This is a genomic window from Vreelandella sp. ssv (assembly GCF_059448525.1).
In genome coordinates this window covers 1,181,599-1,204,425 of the sequence record NZ_CM182545.1, presented here as the reverse complement: position 1 = coordinate 1,204,425, position 22,827 = coordinate 1,181,599, and the positions used below count along the sequence as shown (strand labels likewise).

The 22,827-nt window shown below is 55.1% G+C and carries 22 protein-coding genes and 1 tRNA gene; 10 read left to right on the top strand and 13 right to left on the bottom strand.

The window, feature by feature from the left end; all coding sequences use genetic code 11:
- A complete protein-coding gene (locus AC5TBW_RS05600) occupies positions 1–582 on the top strand; it encodes a FlgO family outer membrane protein (protein ID WP_495511111.1) in 582 nt (193 codons plus the stop codon).
- Positions 583–696: 114 nt separating this feature from the next.
- On the opposite strand, the gene glyA is transcribed toward AC5TBW_RS05600, so the two are convergent.
- Complete coding sequence (glyA, locus tag AC5TBW_RS05595) at positions 697–1,962, bottom strand: serine hydroxymethyltransferase (protein WP_495511110.1); 1,266 nt, start codon at positions 1,960–1,962, stop codon at positions 697–699.
- A 221-nt stretch (positions 1,963–2,183) separates the two neighbouring features.
- Here glyA and AC5TBW_RS05590 point away from each other — a divergent pair, with 221 nt between their 5' ends.
- From AC5TBW_RS05590 to AC5TBW_RS05580, 3 genes are read left to right on the top strand one after another with little or no spacing between them, the layout of a single operon-like run.
- On the top strand, positions 2,184–2,627 hold the full coding sequence (locus AC5TBW_RS05590; protein WP_495511917.1) for a LexA family protein: 444 nt from the start codon (positions 2,184–2,186) through the stop codon (positions 2,625–2,627).
- Between the two features lie 13 nt (positions 2,628–2,640).
- Entirely contained in the window at positions 2,641–3,942 is a 1,302-nt protein-coding gene (locus AC5TBW_RS05585) for a Y-family DNA polymerase (protein WP_495511109.1), read from the top strand.
- Positions 3,943–3,983: 41 nt separating this feature from the next.
- A complete protein-coding gene (locus AC5TBW_RS05580; protein ID WP_495511108.1) occupies positions 3,984–5,093 on the top strand; it encodes an LBF_2804 family protein in 1,110 nt (369 codons plus the stop codon).
- Positions 5,094–5,113: 20 nt separating this feature from the next.
- Here the strand turns inward: AC5TBW_RS05580 and AC5TBW_RS05575 are convergent, their stop codons facing one another.
- The 6 genes from AC5TBW_RS05575 to AC5TBW_RS05550 all read right to left on the bottom strand — a co-directional run bounded on the left by AC5TBW_RS05575 (position 5,114) and on the right by AC5TBW_RS05550 (position 12,793).
- Entirely contained in the window at positions 5,114–6,577 is a 1,464-nt protein-coding gene (locus tag AC5TBW_RS05575) for a sodium-dependent transporter (protein WP_495511107.1), read from the bottom strand.
- 68 nt (positions 6,578–6,645) lie between these two features.
- The gene (locus tag AC5TBW_RS05570) at positions 6,646–7,869 is read right to left on the bottom strand and encodes a YbfB/YjiJ family MFS transporter (RefSeq protein WP_495511106.1); all 1,224 of its coding nucleotides are present in this window, start codon (positions 7,867–7,869) and stop codon (positions 6,646–6,648) included.
- Between the two features lie 283 nt (positions 7,870–8,152).
- Complete coding sequence (locus AC5TBW_RS05565) at positions 8,153–8,506, bottom strand: AtuA-related protein (protein ID WP_495511105.1); 354 nt, start codon at positions 8,504–8,506, stop codon at positions 8,153–8,155.
- Positions 8,493–9,899 carry an acyclic terpene utilization AtuA family protein gene (locus AC5TBW_RS05560; RefSeq protein WP_495511104.1) on the bottom strand — a complete coding sequence of 469 codons (1,407 nt, stop codon included), beginning with the start codon at positions 9,897–9,899 and terminating at the stop codon, positions 8,493–8,495. The genes AC5TBW_RS05565 and AC5TBW_RS05560 overlap by 14 nt, the downstream gene beginning before the upstream one ends.
- Positions 9,896–11,806 (bottom strand): TRAP transporter permease, encoded by a 1,911-nt coding sequence (locus tag AC5TBW_RS05555; RefSeq protein WP_495511103.1) that lies wholly within the window; start codon positions 11,804–11,806, stop codon positions 9,896–9,898. The genes AC5TBW_RS05560 and AC5TBW_RS05555 overlap by 4 nt, the downstream gene beginning before the upstream one ends.
- Before the next feature lie 21 nt (positions 11,807–11,827).
- Entirely contained in the window at positions 11,828–12,793 is a 966-nt protein-coding gene (locus AC5TBW_RS05550) for a TAXI family TRAP transporter solute-binding subunit (protein ID WP_280106221.1), read from the bottom strand.
- A 158-nt stretch (positions 12,794–12,951) separates the two neighbouring features.
- Here AC5TBW_RS05550 and AC5TBW_RS05545 point away from each other — a divergent pair, with 158 nt between their 5' ends.
- The 4 genes from AC5TBW_RS05545 to AC5TBW_RS05530 all read left to right on the top strand — a co-directional run bounded on the left by AC5TBW_RS05545 (position 12,952) and on the right by AC5TBW_RS05530 (position 17,576).
- Positions 12,952–13,836: a LysR family transcriptional regulator gene (locus AC5TBW_RS05545; RefSeq protein WP_495511102.1), complete on the top strand. Its 885-nt coding sequence runs from the start codon at positions 12,952–12,954 to the stop codon at positions 13,834–13,836.
- A 107-nt stretch (positions 13,837–13,943) separates the two neighbouring features.
- Positions 13,944–15,293, top strand: coding sequence for a M20/M25/M40 family metallo-hydrolase (locus tag AC5TBW_RS05540; protein WP_495511101.1), 1,350 nt, complete (start codon positions 13,944–13,946; stop codon positions 15,291–15,293).
- 1,059 nt (positions 15,294–16,352) lie between these two features.
- Complete coding sequence (locus tag AC5TBW_RS05535) at positions 16,353–16,511, top strand: hypothetical protein (protein WP_495511100.1); 159 nt, start codon at positions 16,353–16,355, stop codon at positions 16,509–16,511.
- A gap of 102 nt (positions 16,512–16,613) precedes the next feature.
- The gene (locus AC5TBW_RS05530) at positions 16,614–17,576 is read left to right on the top strand and encodes a pirin family protein (protein ID WP_495511099.1); all 963 of its coding nucleotides are present in this window, start codon (positions 16,614–16,616) and stop codon (positions 17,574–17,576) included.
- A 7-nt stretch (positions 17,577–17,583) separates the two neighbouring features.
- On the opposite strand, the gene AC5TBW_RS05525 is transcribed toward AC5TBW_RS05530, so the two are convergent.
- Positions 17,584–18,321 (bottom strand): MauE/DoxX family redox-associated membrane protein, encoded by a 738-nt coding sequence (locus AC5TBW_RS05525; RefSeq protein WP_495511098.1) that lies wholly within the window; start codon positions 18,319–18,321, stop codon positions 17,584–17,586.
- Between the two features lie 151 nt (positions 18,322–18,472).
- Positions 18,473–19,159, bottom strand: a complete 687-nt coding sequence (locus AC5TBW_RS05520) for a type 1 glutamine amidotransferase domain-containing protein (RefSeq protein ID WP_495511097.1) — start codon at positions 19,157–19,159, stop codon at positions 18,473–18,475.
- A 93-nt stretch (positions 19,160–19,252) separates the two neighbouring features.
- Here AC5TBW_RS05520 and AC5TBW_RS05515 point away from each other — a divergent pair, with 93 nt between their 5' ends.
- Positions 19,253–20,032, top strand: a complete 780-nt coding sequence (locus AC5TBW_RS05515) for a CLCA_X family protein (RefSeq protein ID WP_495511096.1) — start codon at positions 19,253–19,255, stop codon at positions 20,030–20,032.
- A gap of 73 nt (positions 20,033–20,105) precedes the next feature.
- Positions 20,106–20,261 (top strand): metallothionein, encoded by a 156-nt coding sequence (locus AC5TBW_RS05510; RefSeq protein ID WP_495511095.1) that lies wholly within the window; start codon positions 20,106–20,108, stop codon positions 20,259–20,261.
- A 388-nt stretch (positions 20,262–20,649) separates the two neighbouring features.
- Here AC5TBW_RS05510 and AC5TBW_RS05505 read toward each other — a convergent pair.
- The 4 genes from AC5TBW_RS05505 to queF all read right to left on the bottom strand — a co-directional run bounded on the left by AC5TBW_RS05505 (position 20,650) and on the right by queF (position 22,826).
- A tRNA-Ser gene (locus AC5TBW_RS05505) sits at positions 20,650–20,737 on the bottom strand.
- Positions 20,738–20,843: 106 nt separating this feature from the next.
- Positions 20,844–21,353 (bottom strand): YiiD C-terminal domain-containing protein, encoded by a 510-nt coding sequence (locus AC5TBW_RS05500; protein WP_495511094.1) that lies wholly within the window; start codon positions 21,351–21,353, stop codon positions 20,844–20,846.
- 2 nt (positions 21,354–21,355) lie between these two features.
- On the bottom strand, positions 21,356–21,916 hold the full coding sequence (locus tag AC5TBW_RS05495) for a nitroreductase family protein (RefSeq protein ID WP_495511093.1): 561 nt from the start codon (positions 21,914–21,916) through the stop codon (positions 21,356–21,358).
- Positions 21,917–21,992: 76 nt separating this feature from the next.
- Positions 21,993–22,826, bottom strand: coding sequence for an NADPH-dependent 7-cyano-7-deazaguanine reductase QueF (queF, locus tag AC5TBW_RS05490; RefSeq protein WP_495511092.1), 834 nt, complete (start codon positions 22,824–22,826; stop codon positions 21,993–21,995).
- Position 22,827: the final 1 nt, after the last annotated feature.

The window sequence follows — 22,827 nt, the reverse complement described above, 5'->3', positions numbered from 1 at the left end:
ATGCTGATTACACTGTTTACTGCACGGCGCGTTAACGCTATCAGCCGTGCTGCGCTGATTAGCTTGGCCCTACTGTTGCTGGCTGGCTGCAACACGATGGGTAATGGTAACAACACACGTCCAGAACCCGAACCTGACCTTTCTGAGTTGGTCCACGCCGCGGCCGAACAAATGATCGCCAGCAATCCAGAGCTGACGCGTTACAGCCCCATGATTGCCGCCACGTTTGTGAGCATCGACAATTTGAGTCAATCGTCGACGCTTGGCCGGATTAGCTCTGAAATCATGGCATCAGCGCTCTCGCGCCAGGGCATGGAAGTACGTGAAGTCAAAATGCGCGACAGCATGTTTATTGAAGAGAGCGTGGGAGAGTTGATTCTTTCACGGCAAGTACAGCGCCTAAGCGCCCAGCACAACGCCCGCTCCATTCTTATGGGCACCTATGCTCAAGGGCAGGATTTTGTCTATGTCAGTGCGCGTGTAGTGAGAGCAGGTGATGCCATGGTACTCGGAAGCGCCGATTTTCGCCTGCCGTTAAACAACAATACACGTAGTTTATTAGAGGGCCAGGGGGGCTGGTGATACTAGTAATTTTCTATCATTTTTCCCCTATACGTCGATATAGAGACCAAGCACTAATTACCCAGAAGCCCTGCTAATAGCAGGGCTTCTTATCACACTTAACGAGCGTTAAAGTTACTTATAAACAGGCAGCCGTGCACAAACCTCAGCCACTTTATCCAGCACCTGCGCTTCGATGGCGCTGGTGTCTTCGCCTTTGGCCAACACATCCAGAATGTCGCAGATCCAGCCAGCGAGCTGGGTACACTCTTCTTCACCGAAGCCACGCGTGGTCACCGCCGGGGTACCGATACGCAGGCCTGAAGTAACGAACGGGCTTTGCGGGTCGTTAGGTACGGCGTTCTTGTTGACGGTGATGTGGGCACGGCCAAGCGCCGCATCTGCGTCTTTACCGGTTACTCCCTGCTTGATCAGTGAAAGCAGGAAGAGGTGATCTTCAGTGCCGCCAGAGACGATGTCGTAACCGCGGTCGATAAACACTTTGGCCATTGCCTTAGCGTTCTTGACTACTTGCTGCTGGTAGGTTTTGAACTCGGGCGCCATCGCTTCTTTGAAGCACACCGCTTTAGCTGCGATCACGTGCATCAACGGGCCGCCCTGGCCACCGGGGAACACTGCCGACTGGAGTTTCTTCTCGATATCTGCGTCGTTTTCAGCAGAAAGAATCACACCGCTACGTGGACCACGTAGAGTTTTGTGGGTGGTAGAGGTCACCACGTGGGCATGGGGCAGCGGGCTGGGGTAAACACCTGCAGCTACCAAGCCCGAGACGTGGGCCATATCAACCAGTAAGTAAGCACCCACTTCGTCGGCGATCTCGCGGAACTTAGCCCAATCCACAATTTGAGAATAGGCTGAGAAACCGGCGATGATCATTTTAGGCTTGTGCTCACGGGCAAGCTGAGCCACTTGGTCGTAATCGATCAGCTCTTGATCATTCAAGCCGTACTGAATGGCGTTGTAGTGCTTGCCCGAAAAGCTCGGCTTGGCGCCGTGAGTCAGGTGGCCGCCAGCGTCTAGGCTCATGCCCAGAATGGTGTCGCCTGGCTTAACTAGTGCCTGGAAAACGGCGCTGTTGGCCTGCGAGCCAGAGTGCGGCTGAACGTTGACGTAGGTAGCGCCAAACAGCTCTTTGGCATAATCAATAGCCAGATTTTCAGCGATATCGACGAATTCACAGCCGCCGTAGTAACGCTTACCGGGGTAGCCTTCAGCGTATTTATTGGTCAGTTGGCTGCCCTGGGCTTCAAGTACGCGAGGGCTGGCGTAGTTTTCGGAAGCAATCAGTTCGATGTGGGCTTCCTGGCGCGCCACTTCTTTCTGCATGGCATCAAACAGCACATCATCGAATCCGGCAATTGTCATATCGCGGCTGAACATCGGCAGGAACCTCGTAACGAGAAAGGGTCATCATGGAAGAAGCGAGGCCGCTATCATAACGCAGCCTGACGCGACTTTCATCGCATCCGCGTCAGGTTGTTGATGAGCAGCATTCATCTTTATGCCGTAGCAGTACTTAACACACCCGCCAATTTGCATTTTCTTTTCCTGAGCCAAATACTGTATATTCATACAATATTTTACGAGTCAGGATGCCGACGATGCCGGGCCAGCCATCTCACTTCACTCCCGCTTTGCCGTTAAGCTCCCAGCCGCTGCCTTATTTAACTTTTTTGGGCCGCGCTGGCTTTAGCGGCTTTCCTTCGCCTGCGCAGGATTACGAGCCGCGCACGCTAGACCTCAATACACGGTTGGTTAAAAATCCTACCCAGACGTTTTATGTCACCGCAACGGGCGACAGCATGGAAGGGTGGGGGATTTTCGACGGCGACTTACTGATCGTTGATCGCGGTATCAAGCCCCGCTTAGGGCATATGCTGGTGGCCATGCTGGAGGGCGAAGTGCTGATTAAACGCTACTCGCTTTATCAAGGGTCACCTCACCTTTGTTCCACTCACCCCGCCTACCCGCCGCTACCGCTTGAAGGCACCGACTGCCAGCTCTGGGGCGTGGTGCGCGCGGTGGTGCACGAGTATTTACGTTAAACAGGTGGGGACGATGATTGGTCTGGTGGATGCAAACAACTTTTATGTCAGTTGCGAGCGAGTTTTTCAGCCCAGGCTTGAAGGTAGGCCCGTTGGGGTGATGTCCAACAACGACGGTTGTATCATCGCCCGCTCCGCCGAGCTTAAAGCACTCGATATTCCCATGGGCACGCCATCTTTCAAGTTAGAGGGGCTGCGCCAGCGCGGCGAGATCCATCTGCTGTCGTCGAACTATGAGCTTTATGGCGATATGTCGGCGCGACTGGCTCAACTGCTGCGCGATGCCTGCCCAGAGATTGCCCCCTACTCCATTGATGAAATGTTCGTCTATTTAGAAGGCTTCACCCATGACCAGTGTGAGGCATTGGGGCGGAAGCTACGCCAGCGTATTCGCCGACATTTAGGATTGCCTGTGTGCGTGGGGCTTGCCCCCACCCATACGCTTGCCAAACTGGCCAACCACCTTGCCAAGCAAGACCCTCACTACCAGGGCGTTTGCTTGCTTAATGGGCAGGACCACACCACGGAGGCGCTGCTAAAACGCACGCCGGTGGGCAGCGTTTGGGGGGTCGGCCATCGGCTTGCCGAGCGCTTAGCCATCGGCGGCGTGACGACTGCCTGGGACTTGCGAGAAAGCGATGAAAAGCTGCTGCGTAAGCGCTTCTCGGTAGTGTTAGCACGTACCGCGCTTGAACTGCGCGGCACGCCCTGCATGGAGATGAACGCGCTGGATCAGCCGCGACAGCGCATCATGACATCACGCTCGTTCGGCCAGCCCACTGGTGTCTTTGCCGAAGTGCATAATGCGCTGCGTCGCCATGCTCAGCGTAGCGCAGAAAAACTGCGCGAACAGCAGAGCCTTGCCCGAGCGGTCATGGTATTTCTCAATACCAACCGCCACCGCCGCGACCAGAAGCAATACTTCCCGCAAGCGCTGATTCCCCTGCCCTCGCCCAGCGACGATACCAGGGTGATCCTTGATGCCGTACGCCAGGGGCTTGAGCAAATTCACCGCCCTCGTTTCAAGTTCATGAAGGCAGGCGTGATGCTGCTTGATTTGGTGGACGCCGAGCAACACCAGCTTTCGCTACTGCATCCGCCTACGCGGGATCACCACCCGTTTTTGATGGCAACGGTTGATCAGATCAACCAACAGATGGGACAAGGCACCATTAGCTTTGGCATGACCAACGCCCCCGCCGCCTGGCAGTTACGCTGTGCCCACCGTTCAGACCGCTATACCACGCGTTGGGATGAACTAATGAAGGCAGGCACTCACCCCGGCGCTATTGATGCGTGTACTTCGCGGACGTAACCGCTACCCTAAACGGCCCAATGCGAAGGAACGCGGTCCTCATGCCCCTCTCTCGGCCAGATAAAGAGTACGCTCCTGCCCCTGGCTTAGCGCAACGCTGGGCTAGCCGCTATGTACATCGCTATTTACGCCGCCAGCCAGCCCTGGACGCCCCCGACCCGAATGCCCTGAAGCGGGCACGGCGCGGGATCATTGCCTGGGCAGCGCTCGCTGGCATGATTTCCGGCACGCTGATTGGTGGCGCCGAGTGGTTTATGCGCGAATTTGCCACTGGCCACTGGGAAGCCATGAGTCTGCGGGAACAGCTCCCCTACTGGGCGGGTTACCTGGCCGTCGCAGGCACCATCACCGCGCTGGAAATTGGCTTTTTATACTGGAATGCGCTTCGCGGCGTAGCGACGATAACGCGCTTAGCGGGTCTACGTTATGGCCAAACGGACTCTCTGGAGCCCGATATTCAGTTGACCGTTCACGGTATTTCCCGAGCAGCCTTGGAGTACCCTAGCCCCGGTAGCCTTATATATGGCGTGGACCCGCACGCCTACCTGCATGGCTGGAAGCTAACCGCCAGATCGCTGCTTTACCGCTTAAAAATCAGCTTGAGCAGCTTTCTCCTGCGCCTGCTGCTGCGCCGCTTATTAGGCCGACTAACGCTACGCGGTTTTCTACCCGTATTAACCGGGCCGCTATACGCCGTGTGGAACGCTTGGATTGCCGCGCGCATTATTCAAGAAGCCTACTTACAGGCGCGTGGCCCTGCTCTGGTGAAACACTTAATGGCAACGCTGGCTGACAGCGACGAGCACATTCGACGCTTGGTAGCCCAGGGAGTGGGCGAGCTTATTATGCGCAATCAACACCCCCACCCGAATTTGGTGCTGCTGTTGGCTCGCCTGCTGGATAGCCTGCCTGAAAAACCCCAGGCGATTGACGTTGATTGGCCAGCCGCTCGACAGGACTATGCGCCACTGACGGGCGAGTCACGCCAAACGCTGCTCAATACGCTCACCCAGGCGGCGCTGCTTAGCGGCACCTATCGAGGTTCGCGCAAAAAATTCTTAGCCGAGGTGTTTGCGATATGGCAAACGCCGCTGGGCAATGAGGATATAAAAGCACAGCAGCGGCGTTTGCTATCGGGACAGATGCCGTAAAGGATAGATGTCGTAGGGGATTACGCCGTTTTTAGCGCATGACGCAGCCGCGGGCTTAGGGTCTCCCCAAGCGCGGCCATGACCATCAGAATGGCTAGCAGCCACGGCCAGTGTGCGGCAAACGAGACTTGGTATACGCCCAAGGCATCGACGAAGATCACCATAATGCCGAGCGGACTAACGTAGCGCACCATGGTCAGCCACAGCACGTAAGGTAGCGGCGCAAGCCCGAGCTCCTCACGGAAAGTGTCGCTCTTCAATACAAAGCCTGCGAGCAGCACCATACCCAGGCCGCCCAGTGGCATCATCCAGCGCGAGGTCAGGTAATCCAGCCAATCGAAAAAGGTCTTGCCTGCCAGTGTCCAATCCGCGCCCAGGTTAAATGAGAGCATCGCCAGGGTGCTGACCAGCCACAGCACAATGCCCGTGCCCCAAGCGGCGGCCGAGCGCGAAATGCCTTTGTTATCGCACAGCCAGGAGACCGTGGCTTCTACCATGGAAATAGCCGAGGTTAGCGCCGCCATGGAGAGCATCAGAAAGAAAAGCACGCCAAACAGTGTGCCTAGCGGCATCGCCTGAAAGGCCAGCGGCAGACTCATGAAAATAAGCCCAGGGCCTTCGCCGGGATCCATGCCGTTGGCAAAAATGACCGGAAAGATCGCCAGCCCCGCCATCAGCGCAACGACCGTATCCGCCACGGCCACACTGACCGTGGTCCGGCCAATGGATGCACCTTTAGGTAAATAGCTGCCGTAGGTAAGGATCGCCCCGGAGGCCAGCGAGAGGGTGAAGAAGGCGTGGCCCAGCGCCGCCAGCATGCCCTCGCTAGAGAGGCTGCCCGCGTTGAACGAGAACAGGAAGTTCACCGCTGCGCCAAAGCCACCGGAAAACATGCCAAAGCCAATCAGGATCACCAGCATGATGACCAAGCCAGGCATCATCCAGCTTACGCTCTTTTCGATCCCCTTCTGTACGCCCTTGCCCACAATCAGCATGGTGAGCAGCGTCACCACGGTACTCCAGGCACCGAGATTCAGCGGATTGGCGTTATTGGCGCCAAATACGGCGGCCATATCATCAACACTGCTGCCTGCTAAGCCACCGGTCAGCATCTTCCATAGATACGAGAACGACCAGCCCGCCACGACGACGTAAAACGACAGCACCATAAAGCCGCAGAGCATGGCCATCCAGCCAATCAGCGACCACGCTGACGAGCGGCCTGATTCATTGACCACACGGCGAATGGCATCGATAGGGCTGCCACGACCACGCCGTCCAAAGGCGATCTCGGTCATCATGACCGGCACACCCACGGCAAAAATACAGGCCAGGTACACCAGTACAAAGGCACCGCCGCCGAACTCCCCGGTGATATAGGGGAATTTCCAGATATTGCCCAGCCCAACCGCCGAACCGGTTGCTGCCAACATAAACCCCCAGCGGCCTAGCCACTGGGTGCGAGCTTGCCCAGAAGAGGTCATTTGCCCAGTTACCCTGTCAGAAAAAGGCGCTCATCCTATAGGATTTCACGGGCAATGCCCAACAGAGCCTAGGCGTATACGGCGGCCTTGGCGGCCGTATCCAGCCGCTGGGCGGTTTGATCCACCTTGCGTAAACAGGCCAGCAGCACGGCGCCAAGCGTTACAAAGCCACCCGCCAACCACAGTCCAACGCCATAATGGCCTGAGGTTTCCGCTAACATACCGGTTAACGCCGGGGCGCATATCTGGGCAGCACCGTACGCCAGGGTCATCTGCCCCATCAACCGGGCGGGGCTGGAAGGATAGAGCCTGCCCGCCATGGTCAGCACCAGGCTAACGCAGCCCAGGAAGGTGCCGCCGTAAAGCACGGCGCTTAGCAGCACAATGGCGGCATTCGCGGTAATCGCCGGCAGCACAATGCCCACCACCTGAATCGCCATCGCAATAATCAACGCCCCCAGGTAACCGACACGGCGGGCGACCAGATCCCACAGCATCACCGCAGGAGCAGCGGCTAAACCGGCCAGGGCAAAGGTCCAGTTGCCCATTCCCGTCAGCAGCGGCTCACGCTCAACGATGGCGACCAAGAAAGTAGCGCTGATCACATAGCCGTAACCGGCACAAAAGTAAGCGGCGAGCATCCAGCGCATAAAGGTGCGGGTAGGCGGCATGGCAGGCTGGCTGTTAGCCGCGTGCGCGCCTTCAATCGGCCTTTCCGGTCGAGGCAACCACCGCCACGCGGGCACCAGCAGTGCGGCGCCCAACAGGCTGAAACCCCACCACTGGGTCTGCCAGCTAAACGACAGCTGCAACATCATTTCCACCGCTACCGCTGCGACGATAATGCCTAAGCCCACGCCAGCAAAGTGAATGCCCAGCTCGCCACGCTGGCGGTGTTGGATTAACCAGTGAAGAATCAGCCCTGACGCTAATAGCATGGAAGCACTGCTGGAAAGCCCGGCCAGAAAGCGTAGCCCGGCCCATGCCCAGAAGTGCTCGGTGAGCGCCATGCCCGCCGTGGTAAGCACCGCCAGTATGAGGCCGCAGCGAAATAGCGTGTCTTTGATATAAACACTGCGGATGGAAGCCGCCAGCACTGCGCCCAGCATATAGCCCGCGTAGTTAAGCGCTGCCAGCCAGCCGCCATCGGCGTCGCCCATCCAGGTCTGCTGCTGCATCACTGGCAGTAACGGCGTATAGGCAAAGCGTGCGATACCTACACACAATATCTGGCTGAAAACGCCCGCCAATAGCACTTTAAAGCGCTGTGAACCTAGGGTTGCTGCGGACATCCGGCTGCTCCTTAAACACCATTTTATTATATTAGCTAGGCATTGTACGAAAAGTCGGCGAGCGAAGGTCAGGCAAGGCAAAAAACGGCGAAAAAGCGGAGTTTACAAGGTGTAAATGAGCATTTTGAGCCGTTTTTTAACGCAGCATGGCCGAGCGCAGGCAGTTTTCGTACAAAGCCGAACGCTACATTGATTAGCGCGCATACAGTTTTATGCATAGTAAGGTGTTTTGAGCAGCGCGTCATGACCACCTAGGTCGGGGGCTGTGGCTAAAAAAGCCTGGCTAGAGATTCACCTCCAGGCTTAACAGGAGAAAAGACAGCGTTTTGCCATGCCCATCCAGGTTGAGCGCGCCGTTAACACCGCCCTGAAGCACGTCATCGATTACGAAGTTCATGCCCGCCAAATTAGGCAAGGGATAGCGCCGCACTCGGCTGGCACCCCGGTGAGCAAACAGCGCCAGCACCCGCTCCTCGGTTATCTGCTCCAGCAAGGTGGTGTAGTGGTTTGGGTCATAGGCAAATAACGCTACATTCAGCCGCTCGCCCTTATCACCGGCACGGGCATGGGCGAGTTGATGAAGGGTAACCGAGGAATGCGGATGCACCGCCGTTTGCGTGTGTTCAGCTTGCAGCATAACGTTCACTCCTACGTTCGCCGAGCGGGGATGATTCAAACAGCGTGGCATGGGCATGAACGTCGCTACGCTTGACCAGATATGAGGCCGTAAATACTCGCCGTTGAAACTGACGGCGAACGCCGCCGCCGCCCGCAGGCCCGGCGCAGTAAAGCGCCAATAGCTCTTGGGTGGCGCGGGCTACCCAGCGCCGTTCGCTGTGTTCGGCCGCCAGCCGCAGCCGATAATCGCCGCTGCTAGAAGCTGAAGCGCTACGCTGAAGCTCGCCGCTATCGCTATCGAACACGCTGGCCAGGCCAATGATGTCCAAACGGGTACGCAGCTCAGCGGGGGCTCGAAATACCAAACGTTCACGCAGTACCTGCGCTGCAAGCTGGGCTCTTGCCAAGGCATTCGGCCCTGCATAGGAAATTTCCGCCTCACCCTGCCAGCCACCTTCGTAGCACACGGTGGTTTTTAATCGCTCTGGGGCAGGTTTGCCGCGAATGCCTGTCACCGCCACGCGATTGGATGAGAGCTGGCGCACCTCGGCGTGGGAAAGATCCACCGTGACATCCGGGGTCAGATAATTGGCCGGGTCGTGCACTTCGTAAAGCAGCTGTTCTTTTACCGTTTGCTCAGTAACGCAGCCACCGGTGTTGGCAGGTTTGGTGATGATTAGACTGCCATCCTGCTCTACTTCGATAATCGGGTAGCCCACCGTGGCAAGGCCCGGCACGTCTTTAAACCCAGGGTCAGCAAAATAGCCGCCGCTTACTTGGGCGCCACACTCGGCCAAATGCCCTGCCATCATGCCGCAGGCCAGGCGATCCCAATCGTCCCAACGCCAATCGAAATGGTGCATCAGCGGCGCTAAAAACAGCGCCGGGTCGGCAACACGGCCAGTGACCACAACATCGGCTTGCATCGCCAGCGCTTCGGCCAGCGCCTTGGCACCCAGATAAACATTGGCTGAAATCAAGGCATCATCGCCCGGCATCTCCAGTCGCTCGGCCTCCCAGCGGTGTAAATCCAAGCTATGTAGCTGTTGACGAATATCGTCCCCGTGCACCTGGGCAATGCTGAGATCTGGGCGGCCAAGCTGTGTGGCCAGCGCCGCAATAACCTGGCACGCGCCAGCGGGGTTGGCGGCACCAAAGTTGCCTAGAATTTTAATGCCGTGATCAAAACAGTCGCGCAGCACCGGCGCCAGCAGTTCGTCTAATAGCGGTTCAAACCCGCTTTCGGGATCTTCACGCATCGCCCGGTGGGCTGCTGCCAATGTCCGCTCGCCTAGGGTTTCAAATACTAGAGCGGAGGGTTGCTGTCGCTTGATCAACTCTGCCACCACCGCCACGGCCGCATCGGTACGGTCGCCGGAAAAGCCCGCCCCGCTGCCTAATAAAAAGCTCATAGCTGTGTCTCCTTGGCCTGAAGAGAGTGGTGGTCGCCTGCGACAGACGCCAGCTCGTCTCTTAGCAGCGAGCGGCGGCGTATAAACAGCCCAATGATGAGGGCTAGCGCTGCCAGCGTGGTCAACCAACCGGGCGTCAGCGCCAGACCAATCACCGCCATCAGCGCAATGACATCGATCACACGCTTACCCGTCATGGCTACCCGTGACATCAGCGCGGCAAACGCCATCACAAACACGACCCCTTGGCAGCTGGCCAAGACGATCTCCAGAGCAGAACCAAACCCCGCCAGGGCCGGGTAGATCAGCAGCAGGAAGGGAATAACGTAGATAGCCGCTGCCAAGCGCACTGATTCAACCGCCGCAGGCAGCCAGTTGGTATCGGCGATACCTGAGGCCACGAATACCGCAATACAGACGGGCGGTGTAATCACCGACAAGGTGGCGAAGTAGAAAACAAATAGATGGGCAATCAGTGGCTCCACGCCTATTGCTGTGAGCGCTGGCGCCAGTACCGACGCCACCAGCACATACGCTGCCGTGGTTGGTATCCCCATGCCTAAAATCAGACACACACCGCCGACGATAAAGGCGACCAGGAATAGCGACTCCCCGCCCACCGTGACTATCAAGCTGGCTAAGGTCACACCGATGCCGGTCATACCGATCATCGCCACCAGAATCTGCGCCCCGGCCAGCAGCACGCCGATAATCACCATGCCTTTGCCTGCATCAACCAAGCCTGCTACCAGCTTGCCGACAATCTCGCGCAGCGGCATCTTGGCCATCAGCGCAAAAGGCACGAACGTTAGCACGGTCATCAAGATGCCGTAGAACGCCGACATTTGAATAGAACGGCCGCTAAGCACGCCGTAAAACAGCCCGCCTAATGCGGCCAGAATGGGAATAATACGTTCCGCCCGCATCACGTCTGACCAGCTTGGTAGCTCATCATCGGGTACGACCTGGAGTTGGCGGCGCTTGGCGACCAAGTGAATGGTAACGAATACGCCCAGGTAAAACAGAATGGCCGGTAGCAAAGCGGCGAGCGCAATGCGCAGGTAACTTTCCCCGAGAATTTCCGCCATGATAAACGCCGCAGCGCCCAGGATCGGCGGTGCAATTTGGCCGCCGGTCGAGGCGACCGCTTCCACCCCAGCCGCGAAGGGGCTTGGGTAGTTCAAGCGTTTCATCATGGGAATGGTGAAGTTGCCCGTGGTGGCCACATTGGCCACCGCGCTGCCGCTGACCATGCCAAACAGCCCGGAGGCCACCGTGGCCACCTTGGCAGCGCCGCCCGGCGAACGACCGCTAATACGCAGCGCCAGATCCATAAAGGTATTGCCGCCCCCGGTATGTAGCAACAAACAGCCAAACAGTACGAAAGCGGCGATGGTGGTGGCGGCGACGCCCACCAGCATGCCCCACACGCCTAAGTCACCGAGGTAGATGGTTTCGGTCATGTAGTAAAGATCAAAGCCGCGGTGACCAAGCGGCCCTGGAATGGCGGCTCCAAACCACGCGTAGGCTAATCCCACTAACACCAACAGTGGAAAGATCACGCCAATGGCGCGGCGCGAAAGCTCCAGAATGGCCACCAGCAGAACGCCGGTCAGCAGCATATCGCGGGGAGTTGCCCAGGGGAGCTCGACCAGAATTTGTTCGTAGTTAAGCGCCACATAGCTACAGGCAAATACCACACCCACTGCCAGCACCGCATCAATAGCGATACCCAGCGGGCGCCAGCGCTTGCCTGCGCCTAACGGATAAACGGCAAGCCCTAGCAGGATGACCAGCGCGAGAAAGATACTCCGCTGAATCAAGCTCTCGAACGGCCCAGTGGCGGAGGTATAAAGGATTAGCCCACCCAGCAGGAGCGCCAAGCCTTTGGTGACTGTCTCGCGCATGATCATTTTCTCCGATGTACCTTACTGAACTGGCTGCAAGGCATCGGGGATGTCATACCCCTGCTCTTCGAAATAGCGCGCAGCGCCAGCATGAAGCGGCACGGTGCCAACCTCCAGAGTCATCTTCGCCATATCCGCATCCTGCATGGCAGCGAAGGCGTTAACCTGCGGCTCTGGGTTTTCCATCACGGCTTTGACGATTTGATAGGCAGTCTCGTCATCCATGTCTGGATGAGCATGCACAGCGACGCCGAACGCCCAGGTGGTGTAAGCAGGAATGCCCTCTGCAGCCCCTTCAGGCACATCAACAATGGCGACGTCGGGCATTTCAGTGCGTAAGGTGTCGGCTTCTTCGTCGTTTAGCGACAGCACGCTTATCGGTGTGAAAGTGGCAATATCCATAGAGGAGCCATCCAGGCGCTCTCCGACGCCCGACTTAACCGATCCCATCACCCGGCCATCTTTCATGGCGTCGACCATATCCGTCGTTGAGCCGCGCACGTAGTCAGGTTCGATGCCGAGTGTACGCATCACCGCTTCGGTGGTTTTCTCAGTGGCTGACCCGGTAATCCCTGGGTTGAAGCGCACACCGTTTAAGTCAGCGAACGTTTCCACCTCGGCATCCTGGCGCATCACGGCATTCTGCGGTGCCACGGTGTAGACCCATAGAAGACGACTATCGACGGGGCGGCCTTCAAAATCTTCCTCACCCGCGTAGGCGTGATAACCCGTATTGGTGGTGACCAAGCCCATATCGATTTGGTTGCGGCCTAAACGGCGCAGGTTATCCACGGTGGCACCGGTTTCCGCAACAGAGGAGCTTACCCCTTCGACTTGGTTATTAATGATTTGGTTAACCGCGACAAAGTAGCTGTAGTGGCTGGAGGAACTGGAGGTTGAACCAATCAGCAGGCGCTCATCGGCATGGGAAGTGGCAGCAGCAAGCATCGCGGCGCTTGCCACCATGGCGGTCAGTAGCGTTTTCATTGTGTCTCCGAAGCCCGCTTTGCGAGCTATTGTTATTGTAGAGCGGTTTTTTATCTAAAACAGTGATCGCGACGCTGTTTGCATGCGATAAAGTAAGCATGGTCTGCCGGGTTAATTTTGTATATTGAATAGTTTTTAATTTATGTTTTACTTTATAAATGAATCCAAGCATCCAGCAGTTGCGTGTTTTTGTTGCCGTCGCCCACTCGCGCAGCCTTGCAGAGGCCAGTGAGCGGGTGCACCTTTCCCAACCGGCGATCTCTATTGCCCTGCGTAAACTTGAAGAGAACGTGGGTGGTGCATTGTTTGCCCGCACCACCCGCCAGCTCGCGCTAACACCGGAAGGCGAAGCTTTTCTGCCCGTCGCCGTGCGGCTTTTGAATGATTGGAACGAAGCCTTTGAGGATCTCAACGACCAGTTTTCAAAACAGCGCGGAAAGGTAACGGTGGCCGCCCTGCCCACTCTGGCGGCAGGATTATTCCCGCGCGTCATTAAGCTTTTTCATGAGGCTTACCCACGCATCAACCTCAGCCTGCACGATGTGCTGGCCGAGCAGATCAATCAAATGGTGCGTGAAGGCCGCGCCGACCTGGGGCTTTCGGTGCCGCCCAGCGATGCTGACGACCTCACCTTTGAGCCCGTACTCGAAGATAGCTACGTCGCCGTTTGCCCCTGTGGGCACCCGCTATTGTTGCAATCGACCGTGGCCTGGAGCCAGCTCGCGGCTTATCCGTTTATCGGTATCAATCGTCTTTCCAGCTCGCGCCAGGATATTGACCGTATTATGCAGAGCGTCGGCGAACGGCTGGATATCTTGTGCGATGCGCGCCAGATCGCCACGGTGGGTCGCATGGTGGCTGCGGGATTGGGCATTAGCGTGCTGCCCTCGCTCAGTTTTCGTCAAATTGCCGCTGATGGTATTGAACACCGCCCGCTGGTGGAGCCAACCATTCGACGTGAGCTGGGCATTATCTTAAGCCGCCATCATCCTCCTTCTGCTGCCTCTAGCGCGCTGCAACAGCTAATTCGGCATCACCAATAAAGGCGTTCTACAAATCAGCGTTTTTGCTACTGCTTTCTCTACACGCCGGGCGGGAATCTGGCAGACTAGAGGTGATGAACATCCACCTAAATGAGTGAGCGACAACGATGAGCGATAGTGCAAAACCCTGGACGCAACCAATGCCCGACGCGCAGTTCCAACTGATGCGCGATATTCTTGCCGCCCCCAGCCCAGTAGGCCTGGAAGCCGCCATGACCTATGGCGTGCTCAAACCGCATTTTAAGAGCTTCGCGCCCAAAAGCTGGCACCTTCACCAGTTCAAAGGCAACGCAGGCGTTGTCTTGGACACCCACCCTGACCGCGACGATATGTTCAAGGTCATGATCATCGGCCATGCGGACAAAATCCGTATGCAGGTGCGCTCGATTGGTGAAGACGGCAAGATCTGGATCAACACCGACTCCTTTCTGCCTACCGTGCTGATCGGCCATGAAGTGAAGCTGTTTAGCGAAGACCCCGACGCCCCCGGCAGCTATCGCTGCATTGAAGGCGGCACGGTAGAAGCACTGGGCGCGATTCACTTCTCCGATCCTGCCCAGCGCGATGGCAGTAAAGGGCTGAAAAAAGAGCAGATCTACCTGGATTTACAGATCCACGGCGAAAATAAAAAGCAACAGGTGCTGAACTTGGGTGTTCGCCCCGGCGATTCGATTATTTTCGACCGCCCTATCCGCCCAGGCTTTAGCCCTAATACGTTCTACGGCGCTTACCTGGATAACGGCCTAGGCTGCTTTGTGGCCGCAGAAGTGGCGCGCCTGATCGCAGAAGCAGGCGGTACCAAAAACGTGCGCGTACTGTTTGCGATTGCCAGCTACGAAGAGATTGGCCGTTTCGGCAGCCGCGTGATGGCAGGCGAAATGAAGCCGGATGCTTTGATAGGCGTCGATGTAAACCACGACTACGTGGCTGCGCCCGGTATTGGCGACAAACGCATGCAGCCGCTGGAAATGGGCAAAGGCTTCACCATGGCGGTGGGCTCTATTGCCAGTGAACAGCTCAACCGGATTATCGCTACCGCCGCTAAAGAGCAGGACATTCCGTTGCAGCGCGATATTGTCGGCGTGGATACGGGTACCGATGGCATGGCAGGCGTATTGGCGTCTATCGATAGCGCCGCTACCTCGATTGGCTTCCCCATCCGCAACATGCACACCATCTCCGAAACCGGCCACACGCAAGATGTGCTGGCGGCCATTCACGCCCTCACGCATACCCTGCAAGCCTTGGATGCCATACCTGACCTACAGCGTGAATTCCTGGATAACCACCCGCGCTTAGACCAAGCAAGCCCGCTTACTCACCAAGGCAGCGATAAGCCGGACAGAGAGGGTGATGACAGTAAAGATGAGAATACAGAAAGTGACCAAAGCACTGCGAGTATCCAGAGTGGAGAAAGTAACCACGGCAAGAAAAACAAGAAAAAAGTGAAAAAATAAAACAAGCGTATAAAAAAGAAGCCCCGGCCATTCCTTGGCTGGGGCTTTATCAAACCTTCCTTGATTACTCTTCACAAACATCCTATTTGTGCATCCATGAGCGTAAGCCTTCCTGGCTTAATCTTCCCTGTTGCCACTTCCATATGGTGTATGATCACAATGAACCTTAAAACAGTCCATTTATCTAACCTATGTTATTAAAACGGAAAAATTTTTTCTTTTTTTCACAATTCCAAGCCTGCCCATTTAAAACACGTTTTTATCTTTTTCATATGGCACATATACCCAGCACCGCTATACTTTTAAAAGTATCAGCAACGATACTGCTCTACACGGACGTTACCACGCCTGAACCATCATCTAACCTAATGGTAGGAGGTCAGCGTGCGCGACATTATAATTATCAATAAAGTCAACGGCCTGGATGTCATCTGTCGTCATTGCGGTAACACAGAGTCACCCAAAACACCGTTTTTTAACCGCTTCCGGTTAGAGGGTACGGGAAAAGATAGTTCCACGGTACGCTGCCTAAACTGCCAAACAGCGGTTGAAATACCCCTTAACGAATTAAGCTCACTTTATTATAACTATGCTTGTTAATTGACAAACCAAAGACTTAACGGTTTGTTAGTAAAAAGAAATAGGTTGCTGTTTAAACACATCAACATTATTTCTTAGAGAAAGTAGCATAGGTATCATAAATAATTCACAAAAGCTTAATTATTATGTCATTTATTTCGGAGATAAAAAAACCGGCCAATCCCTGGCCGGTTTTTTTTATCAAGTCTTCCCTGATCTTTCATCACAAACATCCTGTTCATGCTTCCTTGAGCTACACAAGCAATCCTTGCTTGTTCTTCCTTGTCACGAGTTCCCTTCGCTGTGCGCACACAGTGCGCTTTATAGCCGTGTGTTTATCTAACCTGTGATATGTAATGCTAAATAAATTGTTTTTAAAAGATTTTTCCACATTCCAATAAGCTACTTGCCACACTTCCAAGCCAGCACATACAATCATGCACGTTTACTTAATTTTAATTTACTTTCAAAAGTGCGATCATGATCTCAAAAAACTGGTGGCCTGCCGCTCAATGGCCGGCGACTGGTTTTGTCGGCACTAGCTATTTGACCGACAACGCTTCTGTCAGCCCCGTCGTTGACGACTTGGGCAGCGAGTCGCAAACCGTGACCGGCGTATTGCTCAACTACAACTTCTAAAATCGTTGCTGCTGTTTCTAAAGCCAATGCCAAATGGCGCTGCCTGGGTTAGCTGGCTACCATGATATTAAACATCCTAGCCGCTAATGTGAGGTAACCACCATGAGCTGGATGCCTGATATTGAACCGAAGTGCCCCGACGCCGGAAGCTTGAGCAATATTGAAACGCTGATTGTCCCGCGTGCCCGGGACATCGGCGGTTTTGAAGTACGTCGGGCGTTGCCCGCCCCTAAACGCCAGATGGTTGGCCCGTTTATCTTTTTTGACCAAATGGGCCCAGCGGAATTTATTGATGAAGGCGGTATTGACGTGCGGCCTCACCCGCATATTGGCTTAGCCACCGTCACATACCTCTATCAGGGAGAGTTTCAACACCGCGACAGCATTGGCACCAACCAGATGATCTACCCTGGCGAGGTCAACTGGATGGTCGCCGGTAATGGGATCACCCACTCCGAACGCACCAGCCCCGCTACCCGTAAGCAATCGCCTCACTCACTATTTGGTATACAAACTTGGGTAGCACTGCCTGAAGCGTATGAGGACAAACCCGCCACCTTTGAGCACCAAAGTCGAGAAGCCCTGCCCCTTCTGACTGGCGAAGGCAAAGAGGTACGCCTCATACTTGGCAATGCTTGGGGAGCGCGCGCGCCAGTGCAAACTTTTTCGGAAATGTTTTACGCTGATGCCGTCCTCCAGCCTGGCGCCAAACTACCGCTACCGGACAATCACGAAGACCGGGGTCTCTATATCACCTCTGGAAGCATTCGTATTGCTGGAGATATATTTGAGGCGGGCCAGATGATGGTGTTTAGGCCTGGCGACGCCATCACCGTTAGTGCAGGCCCCACTGGCGCTCGCCTGATGCTACTAGGCGGGGAAACCCTTAACGGCCCACGCTATATTTCCTGGAACTTTGTTGCTTCATCCCGCGAGCGTTTAGACGCTGCAAAAGATGCTTGGATACAGGGTGATTTTGAACATGGTCGTTTCCGCTTACCCGTAGGCGATGAGCTCGAATTTATTCCCTTCCCTGGTCAAGCTAACGGCACTCATCATGATTGATTTGGAGTCACAGCCACATTTTTAGTGGCATCCATAGCCCCATCAGTATCATTACAATGTTTTCGGTCAGCGATACAAACCCCAACGGGACATTGCTGCTACCGCCGACACAGGCACATTTTAATTTACGCTTATCCACATACACGGCTTTAAAAACCGATACGGCACCTACCGTACCAATAAATAGTGCCAGCGGTGCCGCGAGCCAAATCAATGCGCCTGCCAACATCAAGACTCCCGCCAGCGTTTCAGCATAAGGATACACATAGCTATACGGGACATAGCGCTGAGCCAGCAGATCGTAATTAAGGAACATATTGCTAAAGCTTTCCACATCCTGCAGCTTCTGCAAACCTAGTAGCACCATGGCCGTCGCCACCGCATATTCAGGCATGCGCGCCGACACTAACGTACCGTTGGCGACCCAGCTAACGGCCAAGCCAATGAGCAAAGCGGTAATAAAAATCGCTAACACCGGCCGATAAGAAACTTCCTTAGCGCTAGGGACGCTCATCCCCAAATGATCACGCACCTCTTCATAACCGCCAATACGTTTCTCGTCGATATAGGTTTGCGGTGTGGTATCGACACCTTCCTGAGCCTTGAACGCATCAATTTCATCCCTTGAGGTTAGCGGATGATCATCAACCTCATACCCTTTACGTTTTAGCAAATCGACCGTTTTCATACCAAACGGGCAAAGGTGCTCTGCCGTCTTCATACGATATACGCGTGCTGTCTTCATATTGGTCGCCTCCTTGTTGCGCGTTTGAGACAATTTTATTTCAAATAATCTATCGCCTTATAAGGGTAGCCAGAATACGGCTAACGCCCAAACAGAAACGGCGAGGAGAGCCTCGCCGTTGTTATTGATGATGAATTGCTTAGCAGTGCGATTATTTCTTTAACCACGCTATCAACGTCTCAGCCGTTAGCGCCGACGAAGGCGGGTTTTGGCCGGTGATCAGTTGGCCATCTTCGCGCACGTAAGGCGTAAAATCTTCCGCTTTACTGTAAATGCCACCACATTTTTGCAGCGCATCTTCAACCAGATGCGGCACGATATTGGTCAAGCCAACGGCCTCTTCTTCACCGTTGGTGAAGCCGGTCACCTGACGGCCTTTAACAAGTGGCTCGCCTGCGCTGTCTTTCGCATTCACTAACACGATCGGCGCATGACAAACCGAGGCAACCGGCTTGCCTTGAGCAATAAAGGTTTCTATTAGGCGAATAGAGTCAGTGTCGTCGACGAGGTCCCACAACGGGCCGTGACCACCTGGGTAGAACACCGCATCAAAGTCATCGGCATTCATATCGCTCAAACGATGGGTAGCGGCAAGTTCAGCGTTGGCATTCTCGTCTTGCTTAAAGCGGCGTGTTTCATCGGTTTGGCTATCTTCTGCGTCACTTTTGGGATCCAGCGGCGGCTGCCCTCCCTTGGGCGATGCCAACGTTACTTCAGCACCCGCGTCTTTAAAGACATAATAAGGGGCTGCAAGCTCTTCGAGCCAAAAACCGGTCTTATTACCGGTATCGCCCAACTGATCGTGAGACGTCAGTACCACTAAAATACGCTTGCTCATAACTCTCTCCATACGGTGAAAAATGAGGCTATTAAAATGCGTTACCGTTAGTTAGTGGGGGTCTGGATGGCGGAATACAAGGAGAAACGATAAGTGAGCATTGAAGCGAGGGATTTTTACCGCAGCGGGCCTGACCATCGCCAGGGTCAAGCGAGTAGCTTTGCTCTGATTCGACGCCAGTTTGACTTTCGATCCATTGAGATTGGCCGCTGGGTAACCAGTGCCGAGCGTGACCGCGCAGCCGAGCTGTTCCATGATGCGCTGTGCGATCTAATGTTGATTCTTCAAGGGCCGGAAGCGCTAATTTCACTGCGCGGCTCACTAGCGCTGCAGTACGGTAGCGGCGGTCGTCCTGGTGTCGCTGCCCATTATGATCCTAGCCAACGCAGCTTTTCACTAGCCAAGAATGCGGGCCCCGGCAGTATTGCCCACGAATGGTTTCATGCCTTCGATCACTACATCGCCACCAAATGCTTTCGCAACACCCCTAGTGGAATGTTTGCCTCCACCGCATGGCTAGCCGACGCCGTGCCCATTCCTCACCCGCTAAACGATTTACTCATGCGTTGTTTTAAAGCCATTTTGCTACGGCCAGAAGGTGACCAGCCTAGTGAGTTATTTAAGCACTCCGCGCAGATGGACAAAAAACTTGGTCAGCTTTACTACAGTAAACCCGAAGAGCTCTGCGCACGCGCCTTCGAAGCCTTTGTACAAGACGCATCGATTACTAATCACTTCTTAGTCAAAGGCACCAAAGCTTCGCCCGAGGCCGAGCGGGGGCTTTATCCCCAGGGCGAGCAGCGGGAACGAATTAACGTGGCGTTTGGCGACTATTTTAGTGGGCTGGGAAAAGCGTTGGGTAGTGCGGTTTAGCGCAGCATAAAATGCAATGACATAACACGTGGAAGCGGGTCTACACTTTAAGCTTCCACACAGGAGGTTCACCATGGCTCAGCAAGAGTGCGCATGCCCTAAATGTACGTGTTCAGTCGATAGCAAGGCAGTTGAGAATGATGGCAAACTCTACTGCTGCGAGTCCTGCGCTAACGGTCATACAGATGGCTCTAGCGACTGTGGTCACGGCTGTCAGTGCGGGAAATAAGCCCACTAGCTCTTTTTTTCTGTTACTTTATCAACGCCTGACAGTCTCGCTGTCGGGCGTTTTGGTAGGATGGTCGCTGCTATCATGGAAACGTTGCTCAGCTATTTTGAAGCTGTGCGAAATAGAGTAATGGCGACTAAGCTGAAATATAAACCACTCAGAGGAAGAGAAAATGTCTACTACCACAATCGTCGTTATCGTTGTTGTTCTTGTTGCCGTACTTGGTGTTGGCTTCAGCGGCGGACTGCCTTTCTAAAAAGCACTTATTAGCTAGGTTCACTTTTTAGCGCATTGCAAATATCCCCCGCAATCGCCTACGACTAGACTACCCAGTATGTATGGCACGAAAAAAGCCCGCTGATTGCTCAGCGGGCTTTCTCAAATTCTGTGGCGGAGGGGGAGGGATTCGAACCCTCGAAGCCTTGCGGCTTACACACTTTCCAGGCGTGCTCCTTCGACCACTCGGACACCCCTCCGCGTTTTCGCTCTGTTTAAAGGCTAAACCTTTCGCAACAGAACGGCGCATATACTATTGGCTAAGCCTCGAAATAGCAAGCCTTTTCAGGCCGATTACCCCTTCGGTTAGCTTGATGGCAACACCGCGTAGCTGCCGCTGGCTTCCAGGCAGAGCGTCTCGCCACAATAGAGTTGGTGGGTTAACGCAATGCGCCCTTTACCGCGTTCAGCGAGCTTGTTGGCAAGTTGCTCAGACCCATTTAGCTCTGCTGGCATACACACTAAATGGTAGTCGTCGGTTACTGGCGCAAGGAAACGCTGACTGGCTTCTGCCACCACCACATCCCTTGCCAGGCCTCTTTCACGTAACCATAGCGTTACCCAGCACCAGCCTTGCAGCGTGGTTTGCGCCGAGAGAGCGCCGCCAAAGCCTGTGCCTTTATCGTTTAGGCTGGGTTCAAGCGCCAACTGCCACGTGAGTGAATTGTCGTGACGCGTCATCTCGCTAATGCCTAACGCACTGACCATGGGAATGGCGTCAATCAGCCACTGCTGAAAAGCGACCAAGTCGTCTGGCTGGCCTTCTGGCAGCGGCAAACGTGGGTGAGGTATGCCTGGTTGACGCGATATATTCATGGTTAGTCCCAACGCTCAACAAAGTCAGCAACGTTATGCTGTGCCACCGGCTTATGGCGGCCACCCAGAGTACCCAGGTAGATAAACGCGACGACTTCGTCATCTTCATCCAGACTTAGCCCTTTACGTACCACCGGGTCAAACGCGTACTTGCCACTGCGCCACATGGCGCCAAGACCCAGCGCATGGGCGGCGAGCAGAATGCCATGGGCGGCACAGCCAGCGGAAATCACTTGCTCCATTTTAGGCACTTTATCGAGCTCAGGCGTGACCTTGGCAATCACGGCGATAATCATCGGCGCACGAAGCGGCTTTTTGCGCGCCGAGTTGAGTGTATCGTCTTCGGCGCTAGGGTTTTCCTGAAACTCCGCCTCGGCAAATAGTTCGCCCAGGCGCTCACGCCCCTCCCCGCTGAACTCAATAAAGCGCCAGGGGCGCAGCTCTTTATGATCAGGTGCCCGCAGTGCCGCTTGGTAGATGGCGCTGAGCTGTTCACTGCTGGGCGCTGGCTCCGTCAGCTTGCCCATTGAGCTGCGTTCGTGAAGTAGCGTGAGTGCGTCCATTAATGACTCCAAATCCAATCGTGTGTGGCTACTGTAGCAGCGTCATTTATAACATCGCCATTTATAACATTGCCGTTTACTGCCTTGCCAGGCGCAGCGGCGTAGGCGGCGTTAACCCGGGCGTTGCCCGCCAGGGGCTGATATCTAACCCGCCGCGGCGCACGTAGCGCGCCAACACCAGCAGTTGCGTTGGTTTTGCATGGGTCATTAGGTCAGTGAAGATATGTTCAACGCAGTGTTCGTGAAAATCCTGATGCTGACGAAACCCTATCAGGTAGCGCAGCAGCCCTTCACGGTCGATTTTGGGCCCTTGATAGCGAATTAGCACGCTACCCCAATCCGGCTGGCCAGTCACGGGGCAGTTAGATTTCAGCAGATGCGAGTAGAGTGTCTCTTCGACGATCGCCTCCCCTACCGTTAGATGAGCACTGCTAGGCGTATAATCGCTTACTGCAATATCTAAATCGTCCAAGCATTCGCCCGGCAAGGAGCGTGCTGAAAGCTCAGGCGCATCCACATCAAATAACTCGACACTCACCTCAGCCCCAGCCGCAACCGCGAGGTCATTGGCAAGCGTTTCCATCACTTCCTGACGACTATAGAAACGGGTTTGATTGAAGCTATTGAGGTAGAGCTTCCAGGATTTAGACTCAATCAGATGGGGCGAGCTTGCGGGTAGGCGAAAGCGGGCCACGGCGACAATGGGTTTGCCGCGGCTATTCAGCCAGGAGACTTCAAAGGCGTGCCACTCGTCCTCGCCTTCAAACGGCAAAGCGCCTTCTTCAATCCCCAGTGGCGCCCGGTTGGCTGCGCGGGGAATCGGATATAACAGCCCCGCGTCATACTGCTCAGGGTAAGCGGAATCGCGCCCTAACGGCGCGTGCTCTAATGTATCTGGGCGATGTGCCATG